This is a genomic window from Skermanella sp. TT6 (genome assembly GCF_016653635.2).
GTDB lineage: Bacteria > Pseudomonadota > Alphaproteobacteria > Azospirillales > Azospirillaceae > Skermanella > Skermanella cutis.
This window is the reverse complement of the sequence record NZ_CP067422.1, coordinates 319,622-341,208: the sequence shown is the minus strand read 5'-3', so window position 1 is coordinate 341,208 and position 21,587 is coordinate 319,622. Positions and strand designations below refer to the sequence as shown.

The following is a 21,587-nucleotide window of genomic DNA, read 5'->3' as shown; positions in this document are numbered from 1 at the left end:
CTTTCCTGTTCGGCGCGTTTGTTGCCGAGAAGGCGTGAACACTACCGGGGCTTGGTCCCGGGGGAAGGTGTACCCCTGGCAGATGCAAACTAGATCGGAGGGAATGGCCCTAATTTCCTAAAATTTAATATGTGCTGATACAAAGGCTCCGTAGCGGGTTCCGCCGATTGCGCCTAGGCTTGTGGAATATGTGTGACATAGCCGTTCCGCGGCGCGCCGGCAGGCGCATGATAACTTGGGACATCGAACATGGGCAGCGCATCGATCACACTGCTTGCAGTCACTTACCTGGCGGGGATCTTCTGGTTCGGCCTGGCGCAATGGATGGCGATCGAGCTGGACGGCGAGCGCCGGGTCCGCATTTCCATGCGGTTGATCCTGGCGCTCGTCTGGCCGCTGACGATCCTGATCGCCGCCGCGGCCGTCCTGGCCCGCCAAGTGTCGGAACATCACGAGCCGGCCGAGCGTCTCTCCGCCGGCGCCGCCCCCGAGGCCACCACCGCGCCGGACGCCCTGGTCCGCATCTTCACCCCCCGCGACGCGGCCCGCTGAAGGCCCTGCCGGCGGGTATGCTGAAGTATTCAGGGCAGCGTTCCCATCATTCATCGTCGTGCCCGGACTTGATCCACGGCCGTCCGGCACGGTGATTGCTCATCAACCCCAAGCTGATGCTCAGGATACTTCATCTTCCCACTATCGTCATGCCCGGACTTGATCCGGGCATCTCCAGCCACGGAGCCCCGGTGAGACCTGTGAGACGATGGCCGGATCAAGTCCACGGCTGTCCGGCACGGTATTTGCTCATCAACCGTTGGGAACGTTACTAACGATCGTTTTCTCTTCCGGTTCGTCATCCGCGGGCTTGACCCGCGGATCTCAAGGCACGGAGGCTCCGATGCTTCCTGTGAGAGATGGCCGGATCAAGTCCGGCCATGACGAAAATGGAGTAATTTTACCTGAGACCAACCCTTTCGCAGCACAAGCAATCGGGGTGCCGGACAGCCGTGGATCAAGTCCGGCCATGACGAAAAAGGGGTGGTTCCGCCTTGAGTTCAGGCTTGTGAGCAGTACGCAACAAACGTGCTGGACAGCCGTGGATCAAGTCCGGGTATGACGAAAAGGGGGCATTCTTGCCCATAGCCGAGCCTTTTGAGCAAATAGCAAATACCGTGCCGGGCCGCTTTGGACCCGGCCCGGTCCTCACTTGTCGAGCCGCAGGTTGCTCAGCTGCGATCCGATCTGCTGGAAGATCCCGCGCAGTTCGGCCGAGGTCGGCGAGTTGAAATAGTAGGTCGGCTGCGAGGCGCAGGAGCGGTACAGGCTCTTGGTGGTCTCGCTGGTGACCATCAGCGTGATCGTGTAGATCGTTATCCTCTTGGCCTTCATCGCCGCGCACAGGTCGGTCATCCGGCTGTTGATGCGGGACGTCGCCTGGCTCGCCGAGGTGGTGCCGAGCCGCCCTTCCGACAGCCGGCCATAGGCGGTGTAGTCGCCGGTCGGCGGCTTCGGGTGATCATACCATTCGTTGCTGCCGTCGGTCAGCAGCACCACGGCCTTGTCCACGTCGGGCGTGTCGTAGTCCAGCGGCAGGCCGGCGGGCGTCGGCCCGCCCCACAGCCCGCGCCACAGCGGCGACAGCGTGAACCAGCCGGCCTGGAGCCCGAGATTGCCCATGGTCCCGCCGCGGTTGACGCCCCGAAGCCCGTCGATGCGGCCGAGGATCTCCGCCTTGCTGTTGGACAGCGGAAGCACCGGCGGGCCGCAGCCGACGTTGGGTCCGGTCCGGTTGTTGTTGTCGGTGTAGGGCAGCGGGTCGTTGATCGGCGGCCAGTCGTTGTCGCCGCCGCCGGCATACAGCCCCAGGGTCGAGCGGTAGAGGAAGGCGGTGAAGGGGGCCGACGAGGGCGGCAGCTCGTCCGAGTCGTGGCTCGGCCGGGCCTCGACGCAGCCGCGCCAGGCGCTGGGCTGGTAGTCCGCGGCCCTCGGCGAGGCGGCGCCGAGCCAGCCCTGGCGGTCGGCGCCCAGGTTGACGGTCGCGGTATAGGGCACCAGCGAGATCCACAGCGTCCGGGACGTCTCGTTGCTGCCGAACAGGATGTTGACCAGGTCCTTCGCCGAATCCCGGAGCTGGCCGATCTTGTTGCTGCTCCACATGGACCCGGTGACGTCGAGCACCAGCGCCAGCTCCATGCCGCGCACGGTGCGCCGGACCTGGTTGCTGACCGACACCGGGACATGGTCGATCCCGAGCACCCGGATGAAGGTGGTCGGCAGCGTGGCGCTGGCCCTCACCACCATGGTCTCGTTGTCGGCGGCCACGGTGATGGTCGGGGCGCCGACCGTGGCGCCCAGGAAGTCCGGCGGGATATTGGCGTAGTAATACATGCGCACGTCGGCCGCGACGTTGGCGGTGGTCAGCACGCGCCCGCCCGCCAGCGCCGCGGCGTCGATCGCCGTGGTCATCCTGTTGTGCAGCATGTAGGCGCGGCCGAGATCGACCGCCACGCCGACGGCCCCGATCGCCGGGACCGCCAGGAGCGCCGTCATGACGGCGATGTTGCCGCGCCGGGTCCGCCGGGCACGCCGGCCGATGCGGCCGAACCGGCCCAGCCGGGAAGACAGGGTGCGCAGTAATGCAGCCATCTCAAAGGTCTCCGGAGGTCAGCGTTCCAGTTCGGTCAGGGTGCCGAAGCGCGGGCGGTAGACCGCCATCCGGCGCAGGTCGACCGCCTCGTCGGAGCCGGCCAGCCAGCCGATGCTGAACACGTAAGGGTGCAGGGTGTATTGGACCTCGACGAAAAGGACGCTCTCGCCGTAGCGCAGGGTGAAGCCGGCGGGCAGGGTCGCGGTGCCGCCGCCGCCGATCCCGCTGGCGGCGGAGGCGCGGCCGGACCGGCGCTGCCACATCACCACGGGCCCGCCGCCCTGGTCGGCGACGCAGGTGATGATCACCGCGCCGTTGCCGGCCAGGTCGAGCGGCCGGGCGATCTCGGCCGCCGCCAGGAACAGAACGCCCACTTCGTTGCCCTGGACGACGGTCATCCCGTCGCGCAGGCGGTCGAACTGGGTGCCGACGTCGGCCGTGCCCGAGGCCGCCCGTTCCAGCCTCAGCGCGGCCAGGGCGTAGCGGGTCATGTCGACCATGCCGACCAGCAGCAGGATCAGCACGGGAGCGATCACCGCGAATTCCAGCGCGGCCACTCCGCGCCGGCTGCCGATCGCGCTGCGGATGGTCTTGGCTGCTCCGGTCATGGCGGCGCCTCAGCTCCGGAAGGGTTCGTTGCGCACGACCACCCGCGCGGAATAGGCCAGCGGCGCGCGGGCGACCAGCCCGGCGACCACACCGGTCAGCGGCAGGCTCGTGTAGTTCAGCGTGTAGATCACCACCTGCCCGCCGACGCCCGCGCTGGAGGCGCCCTGGTCGGCGTCCCAGCGGCCGTTGCCGTTGACGTCGGTGAACGCTTCCCCGGCGTCGCAGATCCCGTTGCCGTCGAGGTCCCTGCAGGGTTCCGGGACGCCGATGCTGGCGAAGCCGTTGTAGGCCGTCATCTCGATCGTCAGCCGCGCCGGGTCGATCAGGCCCAGGCCGGTCTCGACCACCAGGTTGCGCAGCATCTCTTCCCGCGTCATGCCGGCCGGTGGGGCGGAGCCGGTCACGCCGGTGCGCGACGCCTTGCGGGCCGCCAATTCCAGCAGGTTCTGCACGGTCAGGGCATAGCTGAACTCGACGGTGGCGACGACCAGCAGCACCAGGAGGGGCGCCACCAGGGCGAACTCCAGGGCCGTGGTCCCCCGCCGCGACAGCGATCGTCCAAGCTTGCTCGGTCCCATGGCGTCGTTCCTCCGGCGCGGCTCAGGGCGCGTCCGGGCCGAGGTGCCGGACGGCGTCGTAGAAGGCCAGGTTGCCGCGCACGTCCTGCTCGCCCAAGTCGGTCCGGCCGAGCTGGGCGGCGCGGGCGGCGTCCCCCTTCAGCCCCGCGACCAGGGCCAGGTTCTGCCGCATCCGCGCGGAGCCCGCCGGACCGTCCACCAGCGGCAGCAGCAGCGCCTCGGCCTCGTCCAGCTGCCCGCTGAGCGCCAGGGACAGGGCCAGGTTGTTGATCGCCGTGCGGTTCCGCGGGTTGAGGTCGAGGGCGTTGCGGTACTGGACCTGCGCTTCCCCGTGGCGGCCCAGCGTGTCGAGCGCCACGCCCAGCCCGACCCGGGCGCGGGCGTCGTTCGGCGCCTGGTCCACCACGGCCCCGAACTGGACGACCGCCAGGTCCGGCTGGCGCAGCTGCATGGCGACCCGGCCCAGGCCCAGCCGGGCGTCGACGTTGAACCGGTCGGCGGCGATGGCGTTGCGATAGGCTTCCGCCGCCTCGTCGAACTCCTCCGCCCCGGTCAGCGAGTCGCCCAGCCCGACCTGGAGCGCCGCGTTGCCCGGCTGGCCCTCGGCCAGCGCGCGGTACAGCTTGGCCGCGTAGCCGTAGTTGCCGGCGGCGCGGGCGCTGTCCGCGAGCTTGAGCTGAAGGCGTCCCTTTTCGTCCAGCACGGTGGAAGCCGGCGCCGTCGCGACCGACGGGCGGGCGTCCATCCCGGTGCCGACGCAGGCCGAGGTCAGCAGGCAGCCGAGCACCAGGGCCAACGCGGCGGTACGGCGGGGAGCGGAGGGAGCGGTCATGGCGGGATGATCCTTCGGGAAAGCGGTCAGCGGGCGGCCAGGGTGGCGAGCAGGTCGAGCGCCGCCGGCCCGGCGACGACGATGAAGACGCAGGGCAGGATGAATCCCACCATCGGCAGGGTGATCAGCACGGGCAGCTTGGCGGCGCGCTCCTCGAAGCGGACCAGGCGCTCGCGGCGCATCTCGTTGGCGAGCACGCGCAGCGCCTGGCCGAGCGGCGTGCCGTAGCGCATGGTCTGGCTCAGGGTCGCGACCAGGCTGCGCAGGGTCTCCAGCTTCAGCCGGTCGGCCATGTTGGCGAGCGCCGCGTAGCGGTCGGGCAGCACCCGCATCTCCGCCGCGGTGATCGCCAGCTCCTTGCCCAGCTCGGGATGGGCCTGCTTCATCTCGCGGGCGACCCGCTCGAAGGCGATGTCCAGGCCCAGGCCGGCCTCGCCGCAGATCACCAGCAGGTCGAGCGCGTCGGGCAGGCCGCGCTCGATCGCCGCGCGCCGGTCGCGCACCAGCCGGGACAGCACGATGTCGGGCAGCCGCCAGCCGGCGAGCGCCGTGCCGGCCAGCCCGCCGAACAGCACCAGGGCCTGCGGCGCGACCGGCCGGGTCTCCAGCCACAGCCAGCAGAGCAGCGCCGCCGTGCCCGCCAGGGTCGCCTTGAGGCCGACGAAGAAGGCCGGGGCGCCCGGCTGGCCGTAGCCGGCCGCCGCCAGATGGCCGCGGATCAGCGCCATCTCGGCCTGCCCGACCAGCGGGCCCTTGGCCAGGGCGGCGCCGATCCGGTGGAGCAGGCCGGGCTGCCCGGCCGCCGGGGCGCCCGAGGCGGCCAGGGCCGACTGGCGCACCCGGTCGAGCCGGTCGTTCAGCCGCTTCCTGGCAAGCCCGGCCTGGAGGGCCGCGGCGGCGACCACCATCACCAGGAATGCCGATCCCAGCAGCAGGATGTCGAGCGGCTGCAGGGCCAGCGGCCCGAGCGTCAGCGCCGCGGGGGAGTCGGTGACGGCGTTCACGACAGGGCCCTCCGGATCAGCATCTTCATGGTGACCAGGCCGAGGGTCAGGCTGGTGGCGGCGGCGGCCAGCAGCAGCTTGCCCTGGGGGTCGGTGAACAGGCGCGTCAGGTAATCGGGATTGATGACGTACAGGCCGGCGCCCGAGACGAAGGGCAGGGCCGCCAGCACGTAGGTGGAGGTCCGCGCCTCCGCCGACAGCGCGTGGGCGCGCTGCCGGACGGCGCGGCGCTTGCGGATCACGTCGGCGAGGTTGTCCAGGGTCTCGGTCAGGTTGCCGCCGGTCTCGCGCTGGAGCACGACGGTGACCACGAAGAACCGGTATTCCGGCAGCCCGGTGCGGGCGGCCAGCGCCCACAGCGCGGTCTCCAGGTCGACGCCGACCGCCAGCTCGTCCACCACCCGCCTGAACTCCGGCCCGACCGGGGCCGGCAGCTCGGCGCTGACGATGCGGATGCCTTCGGTCACCGGGACGCCGGCCCGGACCGCGCGGACGATCAGCCCGATCGCGTCGGGGAACTGGTCGAGCAGGCGGTCGTTCACCGCGCGCCGGGCGCGGGTGAAGACGAGGCGCGCGCCGGCGACGGCGCCGGCTGCCGCGACGCCCAGCATGGCCGCCGACGGCAGCCCGCCGAAGGGTCCGGCCGCCCAGGCGCCGAAGGCGGCGGCCGCGATGCCGGTCGCCGCGGCGCGCGCCAGCAGCGGCCCGCGGGCGCCCGGCATCCGGGGGTCGTAGCCGAAGGTGCGGAACAGCGCCTGGCGGACCTGCGGCAGCCGGCCGTCCTGCTGTCCGAGCGTGATGCGGACCGGCTGGCCGGCGGCGGAGCGGGCCGGCAGGCCGCGGCTCCCCGCGTCGTGCAGGTCGGCGATGCGGCGGTTCAGCCGCCGCCGGCGGGTCTGCGCCGCGGCGAGCAGCGGCACCGTCGCGAGCAGGGCGGCGACGGTTCCCAGCAGAAGGTAATCGAGCAGTTCGAGATTGCCCATCGCGGTCGCCTCCTTACCCGCGGTCCTGGTCGATGGCGGCCATGTACGCGGTATCCAGTCCAAAGTATTCCAGACGATCCATGAAGGACGGCCTAACGCCTGCCGACCGGAAGGCGCCGCGGATGGTGCCGTCGCGGTTGTCGCCCTGGAATTCGAAGGTGAAGAGGTCCTGGGTCACCATGACGTCGCCCTCCAGCCCCGCCAGCTCCGAGACCTGGGTCACCCGGCGGACGCCGTCGCGCATGCGCTGGACCTGCACGATCAGGTGGACCGCGCTGGCGATCTGGTGGCGGACCGCGCGCGGCGGCAGGTTGACGCTGCCCATCATCACCATGTTCTCGATGCGGGCGAGCGCGTCGCGGGTGTTGTTGGCGTGGACGGTGGACATGGAGCCGTCATGGCCGGTGTTCATGGCCTGGAGCATGTCGAACGCCTCGGCGCCGCGCACCTCGCCGATGATGATGCGGTCCGGCCGCATCCGCAGGGCGTTCCGCACCAGGTCGCGCTGGGTGATCTGGCCGTGGCCCTCCAGGTTGGGCGGCCGGGTCTCCAGCCGGACCACGTGGGGCTGCTGGAGCTGGAGCTCGGCGGCGTCCTCGATCGTCACCACCCGCTCGCCGACGTCGATCATGCGCGACATGGCATTGAGCAGGGTCGTCTTGCCCGACCCGGTCCCGCCGGAGATGATCACGTTCAGCCGGGCGCGCGCGCAGATCTCCAGCACCCGGGCCATCGGCTCGGACATGCTGCGGTATCCGACCAGCGTCGCGAAATCGATGCGCCGGCGGGCGAACTTGCGGATCGAGATGCAGGTGCCGTCCAGCGCCAGCGGCGGCACCACGATGTTGACCCGGCTGCCGTCGGGCAGGCGGGCATCGACCATCGGGCTGGATTCGTCGATCCGGCGGCCGATGCCTCCGGCGATCCGCTGGGCGATGTTGAGCACGTGCTGCTGGTCGCGGAACCGCACGTTGGACAGCACCAGCTTGCCCTGCTGCTCGACGAACACCCGGTTCGGCCCGTTCACCATGATGTCGGTGATCCGGTCGTCCTCCAGCAGCGGCTCCAGCGGGCCGAAGCCCAGCATGTCGTGGACCAGCTCGGTGGCGAGCTGGGCCTGTTCCCGGCTGTTGAGCTGGAAGCGGTTCTCGGTCGCGATCTCGTCGATCAGGGATTCCAGCAGCGGGCGGAGGGCCGCCGGCTCCAGCCGCGACACGGCGGCGGGGTCGATCCGGTTCATCGCCTCGGTCCGGATGCCGTCGAGCGAGCGGGCGCGCGGCGACGCCGGGTCCGGCGCCGCCGGCCCCTCGACCGGCGCCAAGGCCGGCACAGGGACGGATGCCGGCGCCGGCACCGGCTGGGAAGCCGCGGGAAGCGGCCCCGACTTGCGGCCGAACAGGGCGTTCATCGCGCGGCCTTCCCGGAGCGGAACAGCCGGGCCAGCAGGCCGGCGGCGCCGTTCGCCGACTGGCCGGACACCGCCCCGGCCAGCCGGGAGATGTCGGACTTGAACGGCGCGCAGCGGCGGATCGCCGGCTCGCCCAGGGTCGCCGCCTCGACCAGCGGCTTGGGCCGGCATTCGATCGCGCAGTCGGCGGGCGAGCCCAGCGCGCGGCCGAAGTCGGCCTGCGACAGCGCGCCGGGCGCGCCGCGGCGGTTGTGGACTGTCAAGGTCTGGCGGGCCGTGCCGGATGCCTCGAAGGCGCCGCGCAGCCGAAGCGCGTCTCGGGCGCCCGCCAGGTTGCCGTCCGCGACGATGATCCGCAGCGCCGCGTGGTCGAGCACGGCGCGGGCCGTCTCCGACAGGCCGTGCGGCACGTCGACCACCACGTAGTGGTACTGGCCCCTCAGGCAGTCCAGCAGGTCCAGGACGGCGCGCGGGTTCTGGGCGACCGGCGGCACGATCGGCTCCTCGGTCGCCAGCACGTCCAGCCGGTCCGAGGCGGGCTGCATGGCGCGCTCCAGGAACAGGCCGTCGACCCGTTCCGGCGCCTCGATCGCCTCGCGCAGGCCGCGTCCCGGCTTCAGGTTCAGGTGCAGGGCGACCGTGCCGGTGTGGAGGTCGAGATCGACCAGCGCGATGCGGCGGCGGTCGATGTCGGCCAGGTAGGCCGCCAGGTTGACCGCGACCGTGGTGGCCCCGACGCCGCCGCGGGCACCCGTCACCGCGACCAGCTTGCCCTGGCGCCCGGTGTCCCCGCCGCGCCCGGCGGTCCCGGCGGCGCGGCCCAGCAGGGCCTCGACCTGGTCGGCCGGCAGCGGCTTGAACAGGTATTCGGCGACCCCCAGGCCGCGCAGGTTGCGGTAGAGCGCCACGTCGTTGCGGTCGCCGACCGCGACCACCGTGACGCTGGGCTCGCACACCTGGGACAGGGCCTCCATGGCGCCGATCGGCAGCTCGATCCCGCTGAGATCGACGATCAGCAGGTCGGGCGAGCGCTGGCGGGCCAGGTCGCGGGCCGCGGTGCGGACGTCGCCGCGCCGGACCTCGAACTCGCTGACCAGGAGCTGGGCCGCCGCCTGCCGCAGCGCCGTCTCCGTCGCGGCGTCGGTGACGTAGGCCACGACCTTGCCGCCGCGCTCGGCGGCGGGGACGGAGGCGGCGGGCGGGGGAGACTGGATCGGTTTGGCCAGGGCGGTCATGGCGGTCACTGCTTCGAAAGGGTTGCGCCGCGCCCACCGGTCGCGGTGGTCGAGATGAAGGGCTTGACCTTGTCGGCCTGGTACCGGGCGACGGCGCCGGCCTCGCGGGCTCCGTCCGCCGGGCCGAGGGTGCGGCCGATCACCAGGTCCCGCGGGTCCTCCACCATGAGCTGGAGATTGCGGTTGGTGACGCAGCCGAGCGGCAGCAGCGGCCCGTTCTCCACGTAGTTCTTCTGGATGTCGGGCCAGCCGGCGCAGGCCGGGGGGGTCACCTCGAACCGCTGGAGCAGGATGCGGACGCCGCCGGAGGCCGGGGCGGAAGCGGCGGGATCGTCGCCGAAGCTGACGTGGCCCGGGGGCACGCCGGCGTCGGCGAGCAGCCGGACCAGCTCCGTCCGCGCGGCCGGGGGCGCCCCGGCAATGCGCGCCCGGGTGGTGGCCGGCGAGCCGAAGTCGGCCAGGGTCCGGAGGGCGGCGGCGCGGTCGGCGCCGTTGATCCGTCCCTGGGCGTCGACCGGCAGGACGAAGTTCCCGTCGATCGCGTCGACCACGCCGACATTGCCGATCCGGGCCTGTTCGAGGGGTTCGTCCGGGGTGACGGCGCAGGCCGAGGCCAGCAGCAGGCCGGCGAGGACGGTGGCGATGCGGGGAATGGGATGCATGGGATGTCTCCTGTGACGCGCCGGGCCGCTGGGGTGGATCGATCAGTCGAGGATGAAGCCGACATCGCCGCGCAGCCGCACGCCGCCGGGGCCGAAGAGCAGGTTGCCGCCGTCGGACCGGCCGGGCTTGTTGATCCTGCCGGCGAAGATGCGTTCCACGTCGGAGGCCGGGACGTAGTTGTCGGTCGGGGCCTGGATCGCGCCCGGCTGGGACACCGGAGTGACCATGTAGGGGGTCACGACGATCACCAGCTCGGTCTCGTTGCGCTGGAACCGGGTCGAGCTGAACAGGCCGCCGAGCACTGGAACGTCGCCCAGGCCGGGCACCCGCTGGGCCACCGTGCGGCTGTTGTTCTGGAGCAGCCCGGCGACGGCGAAGCTCTGGCCGCTGCCCAGCTCGACGGTCGTCTCGGCGCGGCGCACGTTCAGCGCCGGGATCTTCAGGTCCTCGATGATGACGGCGCCCTCCTCGGTCAGTTCGCTGACCTCCGGCCGGACCTTCATGCTGATCCGCTCGCCCGACAGGACGGTCGGGGTGAAGTCCAGGCTGACGCCGAACTGCTTGAACTCGATGGTGATCTGGCCGTCGCGCTGGTTGACCGGGATCGGGAACTCGCCGCCGGCCAGGAAGCTCGCCGTCTCGCCCGACAGGGCCGTCAGGTTCGGCTCCGCCAGGATGGAGACCAGGCCGTCCTCCGCCAGGGCGTCGATCACCGTGTTGACGTCCACCCGGCCGTTGCTCGACCGGTAGCCTACCGGCAGGGTGGCGGCTCCGGTGACCGACCGCAGGACGGTGCCGCCGGCCACCAGCGCGTCGCGGCCGGTGGCGATTCCGAAGGTGAAGGCGCCGACGTTGAACAGGCTTTCCCAGTTGAAGCCCAGCTCCTTGGTCACCGACCGCGACACCTCGGCGATCCGGACCCGAAGGTTCACCTGGGAGCCGGCGGTGACCCGCAGCCGGTTGATCACCTGCTGGTCCTTGCCGAGATACTGGCGGACCAGCTCGGCGGCCTGGGACGCCGTCGCCGGGCTGGGCGCCGTGCCGGACAGGATGATGCCGCCGGGGGTCGATTCCAGGTCCGCCTGCACGTCCGGTACCTGGGTCGCCAGGCGGCGCTTCAGGTCGCCGAGCGGCTGGGTGACCGCGACCGTGTAGGACACCAGCGGCTTGCCGTCGGCGCCCAGCGCGAAGACGCTGGTGCGGCCGGGCGCCTTGCCGAAGACGAAGAAGGAGGCTCCGTTGGGCGGCGCCTGGACGTCGGCGATCTCCGGGTTGGCGACGAAGATGGTGGAGGCCGGGCGGGCCAGGGCGACGGTCTTGCCGGCATTGACCTCGATCGTCACCTCCGTGTCGGCCCGGGCGGGACCGGCGATCGTCAGGCAGGAAACGGCGAGCAGGGAAGCGAGCGGCAGGGAAACGGGCAGCGGGGAGACATTCGTGGCGGCTATGCCGGCCAGCGCGGCCCGGCCCAGTCGGCGGGCGATGGTCTGGATCATGACCTGTGGCTCCTTTCGGGCAATATCCGGGGGCGGGCAGCGTTGGAGGCGGGTTTCATTGGCCGTTGCGCGACGAGCCGCGCAGGATCTGGACGCCGGCCGGGGCGGACGCGGCGGGCGCGGCGGCCGGGGCCGGCTGTTTCTGCAAGGCGAGCGCCGGGGAAACGTCGGCCGCCCAGGTCGGCGTGACCTTGCCGGCGTCGGCGGCCTCGGCGTCTCCCTCGGTGGCGACGCTGCGCAGCGCCAGGGCCAGCCGCCCGAGGCCCGAGGCGACCGCGATCATCTCCGCCTGGCGGGAGGTCGCCTCCAGAGTCACCGTGCGCGGCACCCGCAGTTCGGAGGCGGCGGAAGCGTCGCTGGACGCCTCGTTCAGGTGCTGGTCGATCGCCAGGACACGCAGGTCGCTCAGCACGGTCTCGCCGACCGCCTTGCGGGTGGGCCTGGTGTCCTCCTGCTCGAAGGTCTGGGTCAGGATCAGGTCCACCCGGTCGCCCGGCCAGATCAGGCCGCTGGCGGCGCTGACCGCGTCGACCGCGACCGCCACGGCGCGGTTGCCGGGCGTCATGACGGCGGCCAGGAAGCCGCGGTCGCCGGGGCTGACCAGCTGGCCGCGGACCAGGGGCTCGTCGGCCACCAGGTTCCGCCGGGCGACGGAGCCGAAGACGGTCTCGGCGGAGGTCTCCATGCGGTTGATGTAGCCGGCCGGGACGTCGCCGGACGTCCAGTCCTGCCAGCGCACGTCGTCAGCCCGCAGCATGGAGCCCGCCGCGACCGGGCGGGCGGCGACCAGGATGGCCCGCCCCAGAACCGGGGCGGGCGCCGCGACGGCGGTGCCGGTTTCCTTGGGCAGGGACCGCATCACGACCAGTCCGACGATGCCGACGGACAGGCTGACGAGAACGACGAGCAGAATTCGCATGAGCATGACGGCACCCTGTTCAGAGGAAGCCGCCGAGCGTCATCAGGGCGCCGGCGGCGATGGCTACGCCGTAGGGAATGGATTGTTTGCGGGCGATCCGCCGGTGCTCCGCCGCCAGCACCAGGCCGAGGCGGTGGCGCGTCGCCCGCCGGCCGGGGCCGGAAGGGGCCGGGACCGCATGGGGCATGCCGGACAGCAGCAGGTGCCCGATCAGGTAGGCCAGAGCGAGGACGCCGCCGGCCAGGGCGGTGGCGGTCAGGAAATCCGCCAGCCGGTCGAAACCGAGGAGGAAGGTGCTGGAGCCGATCAGCTTCGCGTCGCCGCCGCCGAGCAGGCCGGCCGCGCACAGCATGACCAGGGCCGCGAACACTCCGAAAGAGACGGCGGCGTCGATGAGGGCCGAAGCGCCGCCGTCGGTCAGTGTCAGTCGGAAGAGAGCGAGGAGCAGAAGTGCTATGGAACAGGTGTCCGGGATCGTCCTCGCCGCGACGTCGTGCGCCGCGGCCAGGGCGTAGGTCAGGCAGGCCGCCAGGAGGATCGGTTCGACGGTGGTCATGACGTTTCCTCCGGCGGCGGGCTGATGACGGACCGGAGGATCAGTTGGACGTCGCGACGCCGCCGATCGTGGTGGCGAGTTCGTCGAACATGGTGTTCAGGTTGGTGCCGAGGGTCCCGACGCCGGCCATGATGACGACGGCGATCAGGCAGGCGATCAGGCCGTACTCCAGGGCGGTGACGCCGCGGCGGCTGGACAGGGCCGGCGCGATGCGGCTGACGACGGGCAGGTTGGAGACGAAAGCGAGGGCGAGCTTGACGTTTTCCATGGTACTGACTCCTATGTGAAAGCAATGTTCGATGGGGAGCGGGAGGTGACAGTCCGAGGAGTTCCGCGTAGCGAGCCGGGAGTGCCGGTCGCCGGCGGAAAACGGCCTTCGTGAGAAACTGCCTAACGAATTCGATCTTTGAAATGACGCATTTACTTAAGGTGAATAAGAGAAGTTCAGGATACTTTCAGTTTTTTATCTTGCCGTTAACTTATCATCTTAAAGCTTGTTCGATGCTCTCTGCAGTTTGTTCAAGGTTTGGATCGCTCCGTGCTTGGTGAACTCAATGTGCTTAAATTCCAAAACAAACTCAAACTATCGATAGGCATAGTTTTCCTACTACGAACGATTTAGGAAAATTTTAACCAAAGTGGTAAGTGCCTGAAAAAGAAGGAATTTTAGATAAAATGCCGTTCAGTTCCGCGATTTCGGGGTGGGGTGGGCTTAAGGAAATCTTAAGTGTTATGCGTTTGGATGGATTTTTCATCCCTTCGTATATGCGAACCCGCCTCCTCTCCGACCTGTCGCCGCGCTCTTCCGCCACCCCCGGCGGGGAACCGGCGTGATGCGCTCCTTCCGGCATCGGCACCGGCCGGGGCGCGCCGGCGCCGGCGCCTTGGGCGAATTCGGAACGCTGTTGCGCCTCGTGTTCGGATCGGCGGCGGCGACCGTCGCGGCCTATTTGGACAGGCGGGGAACCGGGGCCGGCCCGGGCGCTTCCGCGGCCCTGTGCCGCCGTGAGCTGGTCTTGAAGAGGGCGGAAGGCGCCCGGCTGGCCGACGAGATCCGGCGCTACGACAAGGCGCGTGACGTGCTGATCGCCCAGGTGGCGGCGGAGTCCGACTCCGCCCGGCGCGCCACGTTGCGCCAGTCGCTCGATGCCCTGGAGGATCGACTGTCCGGCTGGCTTGACGAGCATGATGCCCTGCTGGAGACGATCGCCCGTCTGGAGGCGGACCTCGCGTTCTTCGACGCCGCCTCCGGTGCCGCCGGGCAGGAAACCGGCGGGTACCAGGATCGGGATGCCGGCCGGGAGGAGGAGGCGCGTCCAGGAGGCGAGCCGCCCGCGCCCGACGCGGCGACCGCGCGCCACCTCGCCGCGCTCGGTCTGACCGCCATGCCGGCGACGCTGGACGGGTTGAAGTCCGCCTACCGCGCCCGGCTGAAGGCGGTGCATCCCGATGTCAGCGGCCGGCCGTCGTCCGACGACGCCGCGCGCGCGACCGTCGCCTTCGCCGAACTGCGTCGCCGGTTCGAATAGGCCGAAAGGACTTCACCCGGCATTAACCACCCGGCGGCTATACCGCGCGGCGATCCCGTACCGCTGCCGCGAACCGTCGGCAGGGTCATTCCTGAGGGTTGGGCACTATGATCCTTTTCCGCTTGGTTTTGGCCACCCTGATGCTGGTGGCCACCGCGCTCGTCTCCCCCTCCATCGGCAATTCGGCCCAGAATGCGGCCGACAAGAAGGCGCCTCCCGCCTGCGGCGCCGTCTCGTTCCGGCCGCTTCCGCCCGGCATGGCCGATGGCGAGCAGCAGTCCGGCCTGTACCGGTCGCGCTTCGGCTCGGTCGTCGTGATGGCGAAGGTCCAGGGCGGCCAGCCGACCGACTATTACATGCAGCTGAACGGCAAGACGCCCGAGCCCTTCACCGCCGCCGTCCCGAAGTCGGCCGACGGCTGCCTGAAGTCCAAGAGCGTCAAGCTGCCGGTCGCCAAGGCCGAGGGGGCGTGCGTCGGCACCCGGTTCCGCGTCGTCCTCGACCGCAGCACCCAGCAGCCGCTCGCGATGCTCTTCGCCCTCCAGGGCGGCGACTGGAAGCTGTGCAGCGCCGCCAAGGCGTAAAAGCCTTCGCTCCTTCCGGATGCGGAGGGGCGGCGTCCCGCCGCCCAAGGTGCGCGAGACGCGCACCCTCCATACAGCCCTTCCGCCCCAACCCGGGCGGGAGGGCTTTTTCGTTCTCAATGGTCAAGACAGATTCGCGCATTGACACATATGGTCAAATAATTTATCCGTTCATCCAAAGAAGGTAAATTCCATAGCGGGGGAACGCACTTGAGCGCCATGTCCTCGCCGCCTGCCGCCGTTCCCCCGGAACGGCCGGAGACGGTCTATTTCTTCGGCACCTGCCTGGTCGACCTGTTCTATCCCCAGGCCGGGCTCGCCGGCATGGAGCTGCTCAAGCGCCAGGGGCTGCGGGTGGTGTTCCCCCAGGACCAGACCTGCTGCGGCCAGCCGGCCCGCAACTGCGGCTTCTTCGAGGAGGCGCGCGCCGTCGCCCGCGCCCAGTTCGACGCCTTTCCCGAGCCCTGGCCGATCGTCGTCCCCTCGGGAAGCTGCGCCGGGATGATGCGCGTCCATTATCCCCAGCTGTTCGCCGACCAGCCCGACCGGGAGCGGGCCGAGGCATTCGCCGCGCGGGTCTACGAGCTGAGCTGGTTCCTGGTCCATGTGCTGGACTGCAGGCTCGCCGACCGGGGCGAGCCGGTGACCGTCACCTGGCACGCCTCCTGCCACTCCATGCGCGAGATGGGTGTGACCGACGAGCCCAAGCGGCTGCTCCGCTCGCTGGAGAACGTGACGCTGATCGAGAACCCGCGCGAGCGGGAATGCTGCGGCTTCGGCGGCACCTTCTCGGTCCGCCAGCCGGAGGTTTCCGCCGCCATGGTCGCGGACAAGATCGACGCCCTGCGGTCCACCGGCGCCGCCGAGATGGTCACCGGCGATTGCGGTTGCCTGATGAACATCGCGGGCGCCCTGGACAGGATGGACGGCACCCCTCCGCTGCGCGCCCGGCACCTCGCCGAATTCCTGCTGGAGCGCAGCGATGACCGCTGACGTTCAGGCCGGCGCCGGGGCGCCGAAGGCCGGCAGCTTCGCGGAGCGCGCGCACCTGGCCCTGGACGACAAGCCGCTGCGGGCCAATTTCCGCCGCGCCATGGACGGCCTGATGGCCAAGAGGGCGGCGCAGTTCCCCGACGCCGCCGACCTCGCCGCGCTGCGCGCGCGGGGTGCCGCGATCAAGGAGCGGGCGCTGGCCCGCCTGCCCGACCTGCTGGAGCAGTTGGAGGCGCGCTGCATCGGGAACGGCATCAAGGTCCACTGGGCCGAGACCACCGAGGAGGCCAACCGGATCGTGCTCGGCATCTTCCGGGAGCACGGCGTCAGGACCGTGGTCAAGGGCAAGTCGATGGTCTCGGAGGAGATGCACCTGAACGCCTTCCTGGGCGAGCACGGCATCCAGGCGATCGAGTCCGACCTGGGCGAGTACATCATCCAACTCGCCGGCGAGATGCCCAGCCACATCGTCATGCCCTGCATCCACAAGAACAAGGGCCAGATCGGCGCCCTGTTCGCGGAGCATATCGAGGGCCAGCGCTACACCGAGGACGTGGACGAGCTGACCGCGGCGGCCCGGCGCGTGCTGCGCGACCGCTTCGCCGAGGCGGACGCCGGCATCTCCGGCGTCAATTTCGCGGTCGCGGAGACCGGCACCCTGGTGCTGGTCGAGAACGAGGGGAACGGCCGCCTTTCCACGACCCTACCGCCGCTCCACGTGGCGGTGATGGGGATCGAGAAGCTGGTCGAGACCCTGGACGACATCCCGCCGCTGCTGGCGCTGCTGCCGCGCTCGGCGACCGGCCAGCCGATCACCACCTATGTCAACATGATCACCTCGCCCCGCCGGGAGGGCGAGAAGGACGGCTCGCGCGAGGTCCATCTCGTCCTGCTCGACAATGGCCGGACCCGGGTCTACGCCGACCCGGAGTTGCGCGAGACCCTGCGCTGCATCCGCTGCGGCGCCTGCATGAACCACTGCCCGGTCTATGTCCGGGTCGGCGGGCACACCTACGACGCGGTCTATCCCGGCCCGATCGGCAAGATCCTGACGCCGCAGATCGCCGGGCTCGACGTGGCGAGCGACCTGCCCCACGCATCCAGCCTGTGCAATGCCTGCGTCGAGGTCTGCCCGGTCAAGATCCCGATCGCCGACATCCTGGTCCGGCTGCGGCGGGAGGCGGTGCGGCCGTCCGCTTCCACCGCGGTGAAGGGGGCCGCGGTGAAGGGGGCGGGCGGCGGCTGGACCCTGTCGGAAAGCTCCGCCTGGGCCGGCTGGAAATGGCTCCACGCCAATCCCGCCCTGTACCGCCTGGGCTCTCGTGCCCTGGCCCTGGCCGGCAACCTGATCCCGGCGGGCCTGCCGCCGCTGAAGGCCTGGACCAGCGTCCGCTCCAAGCCGAGATTCGCGCCCAGGACCCTTCACCAGCTCGCCCGCGAAAAGGGTTTCGACGATGCATGACTCCTCCGCCGCCCGCGCCCGCATCCTGTCCCGCCTGCGCGCCGCCCCGCCGGCCCCGGCACCCGCGCTGCCGGACTGGCAGGCTCCCCGGTTCGGCGCGTCGGCCCGGCTCGACCGGTTCCGCACCATGCTCGAAGCCATGAAGGCGGAGGTCCACGAGGTCGACGCGGCGGACTGGCCGAGCCGCCTGCGCACCCTGCTGGACAACCGCGGCGTCCGGGCGGTGGTCCATGGCGACGGCTCCGACGCGGCGCGGCAGCTCGCCGAGGCCTGGAGCGCCGATCCCCAGGCGCCGCGTCTGGTCGCCTATGATCGCGCGGTCGAGCACTGGAAGGGCGAGCTGGTCCACGGGGTGGATGCCGGCGTCACCCGTGCGATCGGCGGCATCGCCGAGACCGGCACGCTGATCCTGTGGCCGACCGCGGCGGAACCCCGCCTGATGTCGCTGCTGCCGCCGATCCACGTGGCGCTGGTGGAGGAGGACACCATCCGCGACAGCTTCGCCGAGGTGATCCGGGAGCAGGGCTGGGCCGGGCGGATGCCGACCAACGTGGTCCTGGTCTCCGGTCCGTCGAAGACCGCCGACATCGAGCAGACGCTGGCCTTCGGCGTCCACGGCCCGAAGGAACTGATCGTCCTGGTGCTCAAGCGATCCGGGAGGACCTGCGCCGCCGCTGGATAAAAGCTTTCACCAAGATACTTGCCGTTGCAAAGACGCTTTGCCAAATTGACGGGGAGGCAATACCCGCTTCCGTAACCTCAGGGCCAGAGCATCGCCATGACCGAGCCGATCCGCCCCGCCAAGCTCGCGGATGCCATCGCCGACCGCTTGGAAAGGCTCATCCTCGAAGGATCGCTTCGGCCCGGCGAGCGTCTTCTGCCGGAACGGGAACTTGCCCATCGGTTCGACGTCTCCCGCCCGAGTCTCCGCGAGGCGTTGGAGAAGCTGGAGCGGCGCGGCCTGCTGGTCAGCGAGCGCGGCGGCGCCACGCGGGTGGCGCCGCTGCTCGACGAAAGCTTCACGGCCCCGCTCGCCGACGTGGTGAACAGCAACCCCGAAGCGACCTACGACTACCTGGAATTCCGCGGCATCGCCGAGAGCTCGGCGGCCTACCTGGCGGCCCTGCGCGGTACCAGCGTGGACCGGGAGCTGATCCAGGAATGCTTCGCCGCCATGGAGGCCGCCCACCAGAAGGAAGACCCGACCGACGAGGCGAACGCCGACGCCGACTTCCACCTGGCGATCTACGAGGCGTCCCATAACCTCTTCATGCTGCATGTCATGCGCTCGCTGTCGGAGATGCTGCGCAACGACGTCTTCTACAACCGCGCCACCCTCTATCTGAGGCGCAACGTGCGGGAACTGCTGCTGGCCCAACACCGGGCGATCCACGACGGCATCATCGCCGGCGATCCCGAGACCGCCCGGCAGGCCGCGCGCGACCACATGGCCTTCACCTCCGGCGCCCTGAAGGAGATCGCCAAGGCCGACGCCCGCCTGGAAGTCAGCCTCAACCGCATCGCCCGCGCCGACGTCCTGGCGGCGCCGCCGCGCTGAGGATCGCTGCCTACGACCCCATGTGAGATCGGCTGGAGCGGTCCCCGATCAGGTTGAACCGCTCCGGTCGTCGCAGCCGGCCCTTCCACTCGCCGCACTGTGTTGCGCCATGGGCGCAACCTACGGCTCGATGCAGGGCGGAGGTGATGCGGACCGATGATCGTAGGTTGCGCCCATGGCGCAACGCATCGGTTCGGCTTCCCCGGGGCGGATCGACCGGATCGGAGACCGCTCTACCCGACCTACGTTTCTTGCAACTTATCTGGTCGGCGGATCCCTCACCGCGCCGGCGCCAGTTCCGCCATGATGCCGGGGATCTCCGCCAGAAGTTCCCGGGCCAGGAAGCCCATGGGGCCGCGGCTCCGCGCCAGGCGGTTGCCGGCCTGGCCGTGCAGGTAGACGGCCCAGATCGTCGCCTGCGCCGGTTCGGCGCCCCGCGCCACCAGGCCGGCCACGACCCCGGCCAGCGTGTCGCCCGATCCGGACGTGGCCAGCCCGACATTGCCGCTCTCGTAGAACCAGGCGTTGCCGTCCGGGTCCACGATGTGCGTGCAGCCGCCCTTCAGCGCCACCACCATGCTGAACTCGGTGGCGACCCGGCGGGCGGTGGCGAGCGGGTCGGCCTCCACGGCGTCGCGGCCGATCTCCAGCAGGCTCGCCATCTCGCCCGCGTGGGGCGTGATGATGGTCCGTCCCTCGCGCCGGCACAGCGGTTCGCGCAGGGTGTCCAGGCAGACCAGCGCCTCGGCGTCGATCACCAGCGCGGGGCCTTCCAGGCTGTTCACCATCCCGGTGGTCAGGGCGGCGACCGCCTCCTTGTCCATCATGCCGGGACCGAGCAGCACCGCGTCGTTCCGCTTGCCCCGCTCGCACAGCAGGTCGGCCGATTCGGGACGGATTCCGCCGGAAGGCGTCTCGGGCAGGCCCAGCACCAGCGCCTCGGGGACGGCCAGCCCCAAGTGAAGGGCCACGCTGGAGCAGGTGGCGATCTGGAGCTTGCCGGCGCCGGCCCGCAGCGCGGCGGTGCCCGCCAGCAGGGCGGCGCCGGGCACCTCGACGCTCCCGGCCACGACCAGGACGCTTCCCCTGGCCTTCTTGTCGACGGAACCGGACGGCTCCGGCAGCGGCATGCCGCGCAGCAGTTCCGCCGTGATCTTGGTCGCTTCTGTCATCATCGCTCCGTCGGAATCAGCGGGAGGCCACGTTCTCGTCGGGGTCGGCGGTGACCGGCGCGCCGGCCTGGCGTAGCGGCGCCACGAAATTGTACCGCCGCAGCTCCATGCCGCCGATCTTCCCGATATCGGGGTTGTAGGCGTATTCGGTGACCGAGCAGTTGGCCACGTCGGCCTCCCGGTCGATCGCCAGGATCTGTTCCTCGGTCATGTTTTCCAGCAGATAGCGCAGGCACAGCACGACCACCTGGTGGCTGACGATCATCACCCGGCGGCCGCAATGGTGGAGGCTGACCGTGTCGAGCGCGCTGCGCAGGCGCAGGATGACGTCGCACCAGCTCTCCCCCGCGGGCGGCCGGTGATAGAACTTGCCCAGCAGGCGGCGGAACTCCGCCTGGTCGGGAAACTCCTCCTGGATGCCGCGCCGGGTCAGCCGGTCGAGCACGCCGAACTCCTTTTCGCGCAGCCGTTCGTCGATCACGAAATCGGCGACGTCAACGTCCAGCCTGCCGAACTCCCGCACGATCTCGGCGGTGCGGCGGGCCCGGACATAGGGCGACGTCAGCACCACGTCGGGGCGCTCCTCCGCCGGCATCCGGGCGAGCCACTCGCCGAGCGCCTGGGCCTGTTCCTCGCCCCGGGCGCTCAATGGCACGTCGACGTCGCGTTCCGCGATGTCGATCCGGCCGAGCCCGGCGGCGTCGGCGGCCTCGCGGGCCACGTTGCCGGAGCTTTCGCCATGGCGGACGATCCGGAGATTACTGGGCCAACGTTGCTGCATGGTACCGACCGCTCCCCACGTTGCTTGCCCCGCTTCAACCCGCGGAACCCGTGATCGTTTCAGGAACCCTGCGGCGGCAAACGCGGTTTCCCCAGCGGAACGTCAACCCGAAGAGGAGCCCCCGCCATGATCCTGGACAGGATGCTGACAGACCATCAGGCCGGCCGCGATTTTTTCGCGCTGGCCGGCAACTCCGTGTTCGAGGGCTATGCCGAGCGGGCCGGCCTGTTCTCCCGGTTCGCCGATCTGTGGACGGCCCACGCCGACATGATGGATGAGGCGGTCTTCCCCGTCCTGGCGGAGGACGCGCACCGGTCGGAAGCCCTGGCGCGGCTCCGGGACGGCCAGCGCCGGCTGCGCGGGGCGATCGCCGACCTCGCCCGGCGGGCGGCCGACGAGTCGGTCGCCAACGACCGCTGGTTCGCCGAATTCCACCGGCTGAAGCAGGAGTACGAGCAGCAGGCCGAACTGGAGCAGGCCCTCGTCGTCCGCATGATCCAGGAGGACCTGCCGCCCGACCGGATCGCCCGCATGACCCATGCCGGCGACCGCATCCGGGCCGAGCGCGGCATCTGACGCCG

At 70.5% G+C, this 21,587-nt stretch carries 23 protein-coding genes; 8 read left to right on the top strand and 15 right to left on the bottom strand.

What is annotated here, in order from left to right:
• The first annotated feature begins 249 nt into the window (after positions 1-249).
• Positions 250-552, top strand: a complete 303-nt coding sequence (locus IGS68_RS33005; RefSeq protein WP_201083026.1) for a hypothetical protein — start codon at positions 250-252, stop codon at positions 550-552.
• Between the two features lie 648 nt (positions 553-1,200).
• Here IGS68_RS33005 and IGS68_RS33000 read toward each other — a convergent pair.
• The 13 genes from IGS68_RS33000 to IGS68_RS32940 are packed head-to-tail and all read right to left on the bottom strand — an operon-like array spanning position 1,201 to position 13,195.
• Entirely contained in the window at positions 1,201-2,643 is a 1,443-nt protein-coding gene (locus IGS68_RS33000; RefSeq protein ID WP_201083024.1) for a TadE/TadG family type IV pilus assembly protein, read from the bottom strand.
• 18 nt (positions 2,644-2,661) lie between these two features.
• On the bottom strand, positions 2,662-3,252 hold the full coding sequence (locus tag IGS68_RS32995; protein ID WP_201083022.1) for a TadE/TadG family type IV pilus assembly protein: 591 nt from the start codon (positions 3,250-3,252) through the stop codon (positions 2,662-2,664).
• 9 nt (positions 3,253-3,261) lie between these two features.
• Complete coding sequence (locus IGS68_RS32990; protein ID WP_201083020.1) at positions 3,262-3,831, bottom strand: TadE/TadG family type IV pilus assembly protein; 570 nt, start codon at positions 3,829-3,831, stop codon at positions 3,262-3,264.
• 22 nt (positions 3,832-3,853) lie between these two features.
• Entirely contained in the window at positions 3,854-4,663 is an 810-nt protein-coding gene (locus tag IGS68_RS32985) for a tetratricopeptide repeat protein (RefSeq protein ID WP_201083019.1), read from the bottom strand.
• A 26-nt stretch (positions 4,664-4,689) separates the two neighbouring features.
• Positions 4,690-5,667 carry a type II secretion system F family protein gene (locus IGS68_RS32980; RefSeq protein WP_201083018.1) on the bottom strand — a complete coding sequence of 326 codons (978 nt, stop codon included), beginning with the start codon at positions 5,665-5,667 and terminating at the stop codon, positions 4,690-4,692.
• Complete coding sequence (locus IGS68_RS32975; protein ID WP_201083017.1) at positions 5,664-6,650, bottom strand: type II secretion system F family protein; 987 nt, start codon at positions 6,648-6,650, stop codon at positions 5,664-5,666. The genes IGS68_RS32980 and IGS68_RS32975 overlap by 4 nt, the downstream gene beginning before the upstream one ends.
• A 13-nt stretch (positions 6,651-6,663) precedes the next feature.
• Entirely contained in the window at positions 6,664-8,058 is a 1,395-nt protein-coding gene (locus tag IGS68_RS32970) for a CpaF family protein (protein WP_201083016.1), read from the bottom strand.
• Positions 8,055-9,293, bottom strand: coding sequence for an AAA family ATPase (locus IGS68_RS32965; protein WP_201083015.1), 1,239 nt, complete (start codon positions 9,291-9,293; stop codon positions 8,055-8,057). The genes IGS68_RS32970 and IGS68_RS32965 overlap by 4 nt, the downstream gene beginning before the upstream one ends.
• A gap of 5 nt (positions 9,294-9,298) precedes the next feature.
• On the bottom strand, positions 9,299-9,955 hold the full coding sequence (locus IGS68_RS32960) for a CpaD family pilus assembly lipoprotein (RefSeq protein ID WP_201083013.1): 657 nt from the start codon (positions 9,953-9,955) through the stop codon (positions 9,299-9,301).
• A 42-nt stretch (positions 9,956-9,997) separates the two neighbouring features.
• Complete coding sequence (locus tag IGS68_RS32955; RefSeq protein ID WP_201083012.1) at positions 9,998-11,452, bottom strand: type II and III secretion system protein family protein; 1,455 nt, start codon at positions 11,450-11,452, stop codon at positions 9,998-10,000.
• Positions 11,453-11,507: 55 nt separating this feature from the next.
• Entirely contained in the window at positions 11,508-12,377 is an 870-nt protein-coding gene (gene cpaB / locus IGS68_RS32950) for a Flp pilus assembly protein CpaB (protein ID WP_247881499.1), read from the bottom strand.
• Positions 12,378-12,390: 13 nt separating this feature from the next.
• The gene (locus IGS68_RS32945) at positions 12,391-12,927 is read right to left on the bottom strand and encodes a prepilin peptidase (protein ID WP_201083011.1); all 537 of its coding nucleotides are present in this window, start codon (positions 12,925-12,927) and stop codon (positions 12,391-12,393) included.
• 40 nt (positions 12,928-12,967) lie between these two features.
• The gene (locus tag IGS68_RS32940; RefSeq protein ID WP_201083010.1) at positions 12,968-13,195 is read right to left on the bottom strand and encodes a Flp family type IVb pilin; all 228 of its coding nucleotides are present in this window, start codon (positions 13,193-13,195) and stop codon (positions 12,968-12,970) included.
• 565 nt (positions 13,196-13,760) lie between these two features.
• Between IGS68_RS32940 and IGS68_RS32935 the strand changes: the two genes are divergently transcribed.
• The 6 genes from IGS68_RS32935 (at position 13,761) to IGS68_RS32910 (ending at position 19,053) form a co-directional block, all read left to right on the top strand.
• Positions 13,761-14,456, top strand: a complete 696-nt coding sequence (locus IGS68_RS32935) for a J domain-containing protein (RefSeq protein ID WP_201083009.1) — start codon at positions 13,761-13,763, stop codon at positions 14,454-14,456.
• Positions 14,457-14,578: 122 nt separating this feature from the next.
• Complete coding sequence (locus tag IGS68_RS32930; RefSeq protein WP_247881498.1) at positions 14,579-15,040, top strand: hypothetical protein; 462 nt, start codon at positions 14,579-14,581, stop codon at positions 15,038-15,040.
• A 219-nt stretch (positions 15,041-15,259) separates the two neighbouring features.
• Positions 15,260-16,033, top strand: coding sequence for a (Fe-S)-binding protein (locus tag IGS68_RS32925; RefSeq protein WP_201083559.1), 774 nt, complete (start codon positions 15,260-15,262; stop codon positions 16,031-16,033).
• Positions 16,023-17,495: a LutB/LldF family L-lactate oxidation iron-sulfur protein gene (locus IGS68_RS32920; RefSeq protein WP_201083005.1), complete on the top strand. Its 1,473-nt coding sequence runs from the start codon at positions 16,023-16,025 to the stop codon at positions 17,493-17,495. The genes IGS68_RS32925 and IGS68_RS32920 overlap by 11 nt, the downstream gene beginning before the upstream one ends.
• The gene (locus IGS68_RS32915) at positions 17,488-18,177 is read left to right on the top strand and encodes a LutC/YkgG family protein (protein WP_201083003.1); all 690 of its coding nucleotides are present in this window, start codon (positions 17,488-17,490) and stop codon (positions 18,175-18,177) included. Before IGS68_RS32920 ends, IGS68_RS32915 begins: the two co-directional genes overlap by 8 nt.
• 96 nt (positions 18,178-18,273) lie before the next feature.
• Positions 18,274-19,053, top strand: coding sequence for an FCD domain-containing protein (locus tag IGS68_RS32910; RefSeq protein ID WP_201083000.1), 780 nt, complete (start codon positions 18,274-18,276; stop codon positions 19,051-19,053).
• Between the two features lie 278 nt (positions 19,054-19,331).
• On the opposite strand, the gene IGS68_RS32905 is transcribed toward IGS68_RS32910, so the two are convergent.
• Together IGS68_RS32905 and IGS68_RS32900 are read right to left on the bottom strand one after the other, a co-directional pair.
• Positions 19,332-20,225: an NAD(P)H-hydrate dehydratase gene (locus IGS68_RS32905; RefSeq protein ID WP_201082998.1), complete on the bottom strand. Its 894-nt coding sequence runs from the start codon at positions 20,223-20,225 to the stop codon at positions 19,332-19,334.
• Positions 20,226-20,241: 16 nt separating this feature from the next.
• The gene (locus IGS68_RS32900) at positions 20,242-21,006 is read right to left on the bottom strand and encodes a histidine phosphatase family protein (protein ID WP_201082996.1); all 765 of its coding nucleotides are present in this window, start codon (positions 21,004-21,006) and stop codon (positions 20,242-20,244) included.
• A gap of 126 nt (positions 21,007-21,132) precedes the next feature.
• On the opposite strand from IGS68_RS32900, the gene IGS68_RS32895 reads away from it, so the two are divergent.
• Positions 21,133-21,582, top strand: a complete 450-nt coding sequence (locus tag IGS68_RS32895) for a hemerythrin domain-containing protein (protein WP_201082994.1) — start codon at positions 21,133-21,135, stop codon at positions 21,580-21,582.
• The last annotated feature ends 5 nt before the right edge of the window (positions 21,583-21,587 follow it).

Coding starts and splice junctions, on each gene's coding strand:
- IGS68_RS32990 (WP_201083020.1), bottom strand. CDS start 3,831: ATGGGACCGAGCAAGCTTGGACGATCGCTGTCGCGGCGGGGGACCACG.
- IGS68_RS33005 (WP_201083026.1), top strand. CDS start 250: ATGGGCAGCGCATCGATCACACTGCTTGCAGTCACTTACCTGGCGGGG.
- cpaB (WP_247881499.1), bottom strand. CDS start 12,377: ATGCTCATGCGAATTCTGCTCGTCGTTCTCGTCAGCCTGTCCGTCGGC.
- IGS68_RS32900 (WP_201082996.1), bottom strand. CDS start 21,006: ATGCAGCAACGTTGGCCCAGTAATCTCCGGATCGTCCGCCATGGCGAA.
- IGS68_RS33000 (WP_201083024.1), bottom strand. CDS start 2,643: ATGGCTGCATTACTGCGCACCCTGTCTTCCCGGCTGGGCCGGTTCGGC.
- IGS68_RS32945 (WP_201083011.1), bottom strand. CDS start 12,927: ATGACCACCGTCGAACCGATCCTCCTGGCGGCCTGCCTGACCTACGCC.
- IGS68_RS32910 (WP_201083000.1), top strand. CDS start 18,274: ATGACCGAGCCGATCCGCCCCGCCAAGCTCGCGGATGCCATCGCCGAC.
- IGS68_RS32895 (WP_201082994.1), top strand. CDS start 21,133: ATGATCCTGGACAGGATGCTGACAGACCATCAGGCCGGCCGCGATTTT.
- IGS68_RS32905 (WP_201082998.1), bottom strand. CDS start 20,225: ATGACAGAAGCGACCAAGATCACGGCGGAACTGCTGCGCGGCATGCCG.
- IGS68_RS32965 (WP_201083015.1), bottom strand. CDS start 9,293: ATGACCGCCCTGGCCAAACCGATCCAGTCTCCCCCGCCCGCCGCCTCC.
- IGS68_RS32975 (WP_201083017.1), bottom strand. CDS start 6,650: ATGGGCAATCTCGAACTGCTCGATTACCTTCTGCTGGGAACCGTCGCC.
- IGS68_RS32955 (WP_201083012.1), bottom strand. CDS start 11,452: ATGATCCAGACCATCGCCCGCCGACTGGGCCGGGCCGCGCTGGCCGGC.
- IGS68_RS32935 (WP_201083009.1), top strand. CDS start 13,761: ATGCGCTCCTTCCGGCATCGGCACCGGCCGGGGCGCGCCGGCGCCGGC.
- IGS68_RS32960 (WP_201083013.1), bottom strand. CDS start 9,955: ATGCATCCCATTCCCCGCATCGCCACCGTCCTCGCCGGCCTGCTGCTG.
- IGS68_RS32970 (WP_201083016.1), bottom strand. CDS start 8,058: ATGAACGCCCTGTTCGGCCGCAAGTCGGGGCCGCTTCCCGCGGCTTCC.
- IGS68_RS32920 (WP_201083005.1), top strand. CDS start 16,023: ATGACCGCTGACGTTCAGGCCGGCGCCGGGGCGCCGAAGGCCGGCAGC.
- IGS68_RS32915 (WP_201083003.1), top strand. CDS start 17,488: ATGCATGACTCCTCCGCCGCCCGCGCCCGCATCCTGTCCCGCCTGCGC.
- IGS68_RS32995 (WP_201083022.1), bottom strand. CDS start 3,252: ATGACCGGAGCAGCCAAGACCATCCGCAGCGCGATCGGCAGCCGGCGC.
- IGS68_RS32925 (WP_201083559.1), top strand. CDS start 15,260: ATGTCCTCGCCGCCTGCCGCCGTTCCCCCGGAACGGCCGGAGACGGTC.
- IGS68_RS32985 (WP_201083019.1), bottom strand. CDS start 4,663: ATGACCGCTCCCTCCGCTCCCCGCCGTACCGCCGCGTTGGCCCTGGTG.
- IGS68_RS32940 (WP_201083010.1), bottom strand. CDS start 13,195: ATGGAAAACGTCAAGCTCGCCCTCGCTTTCGTCTCCAACCTGCCCGTC.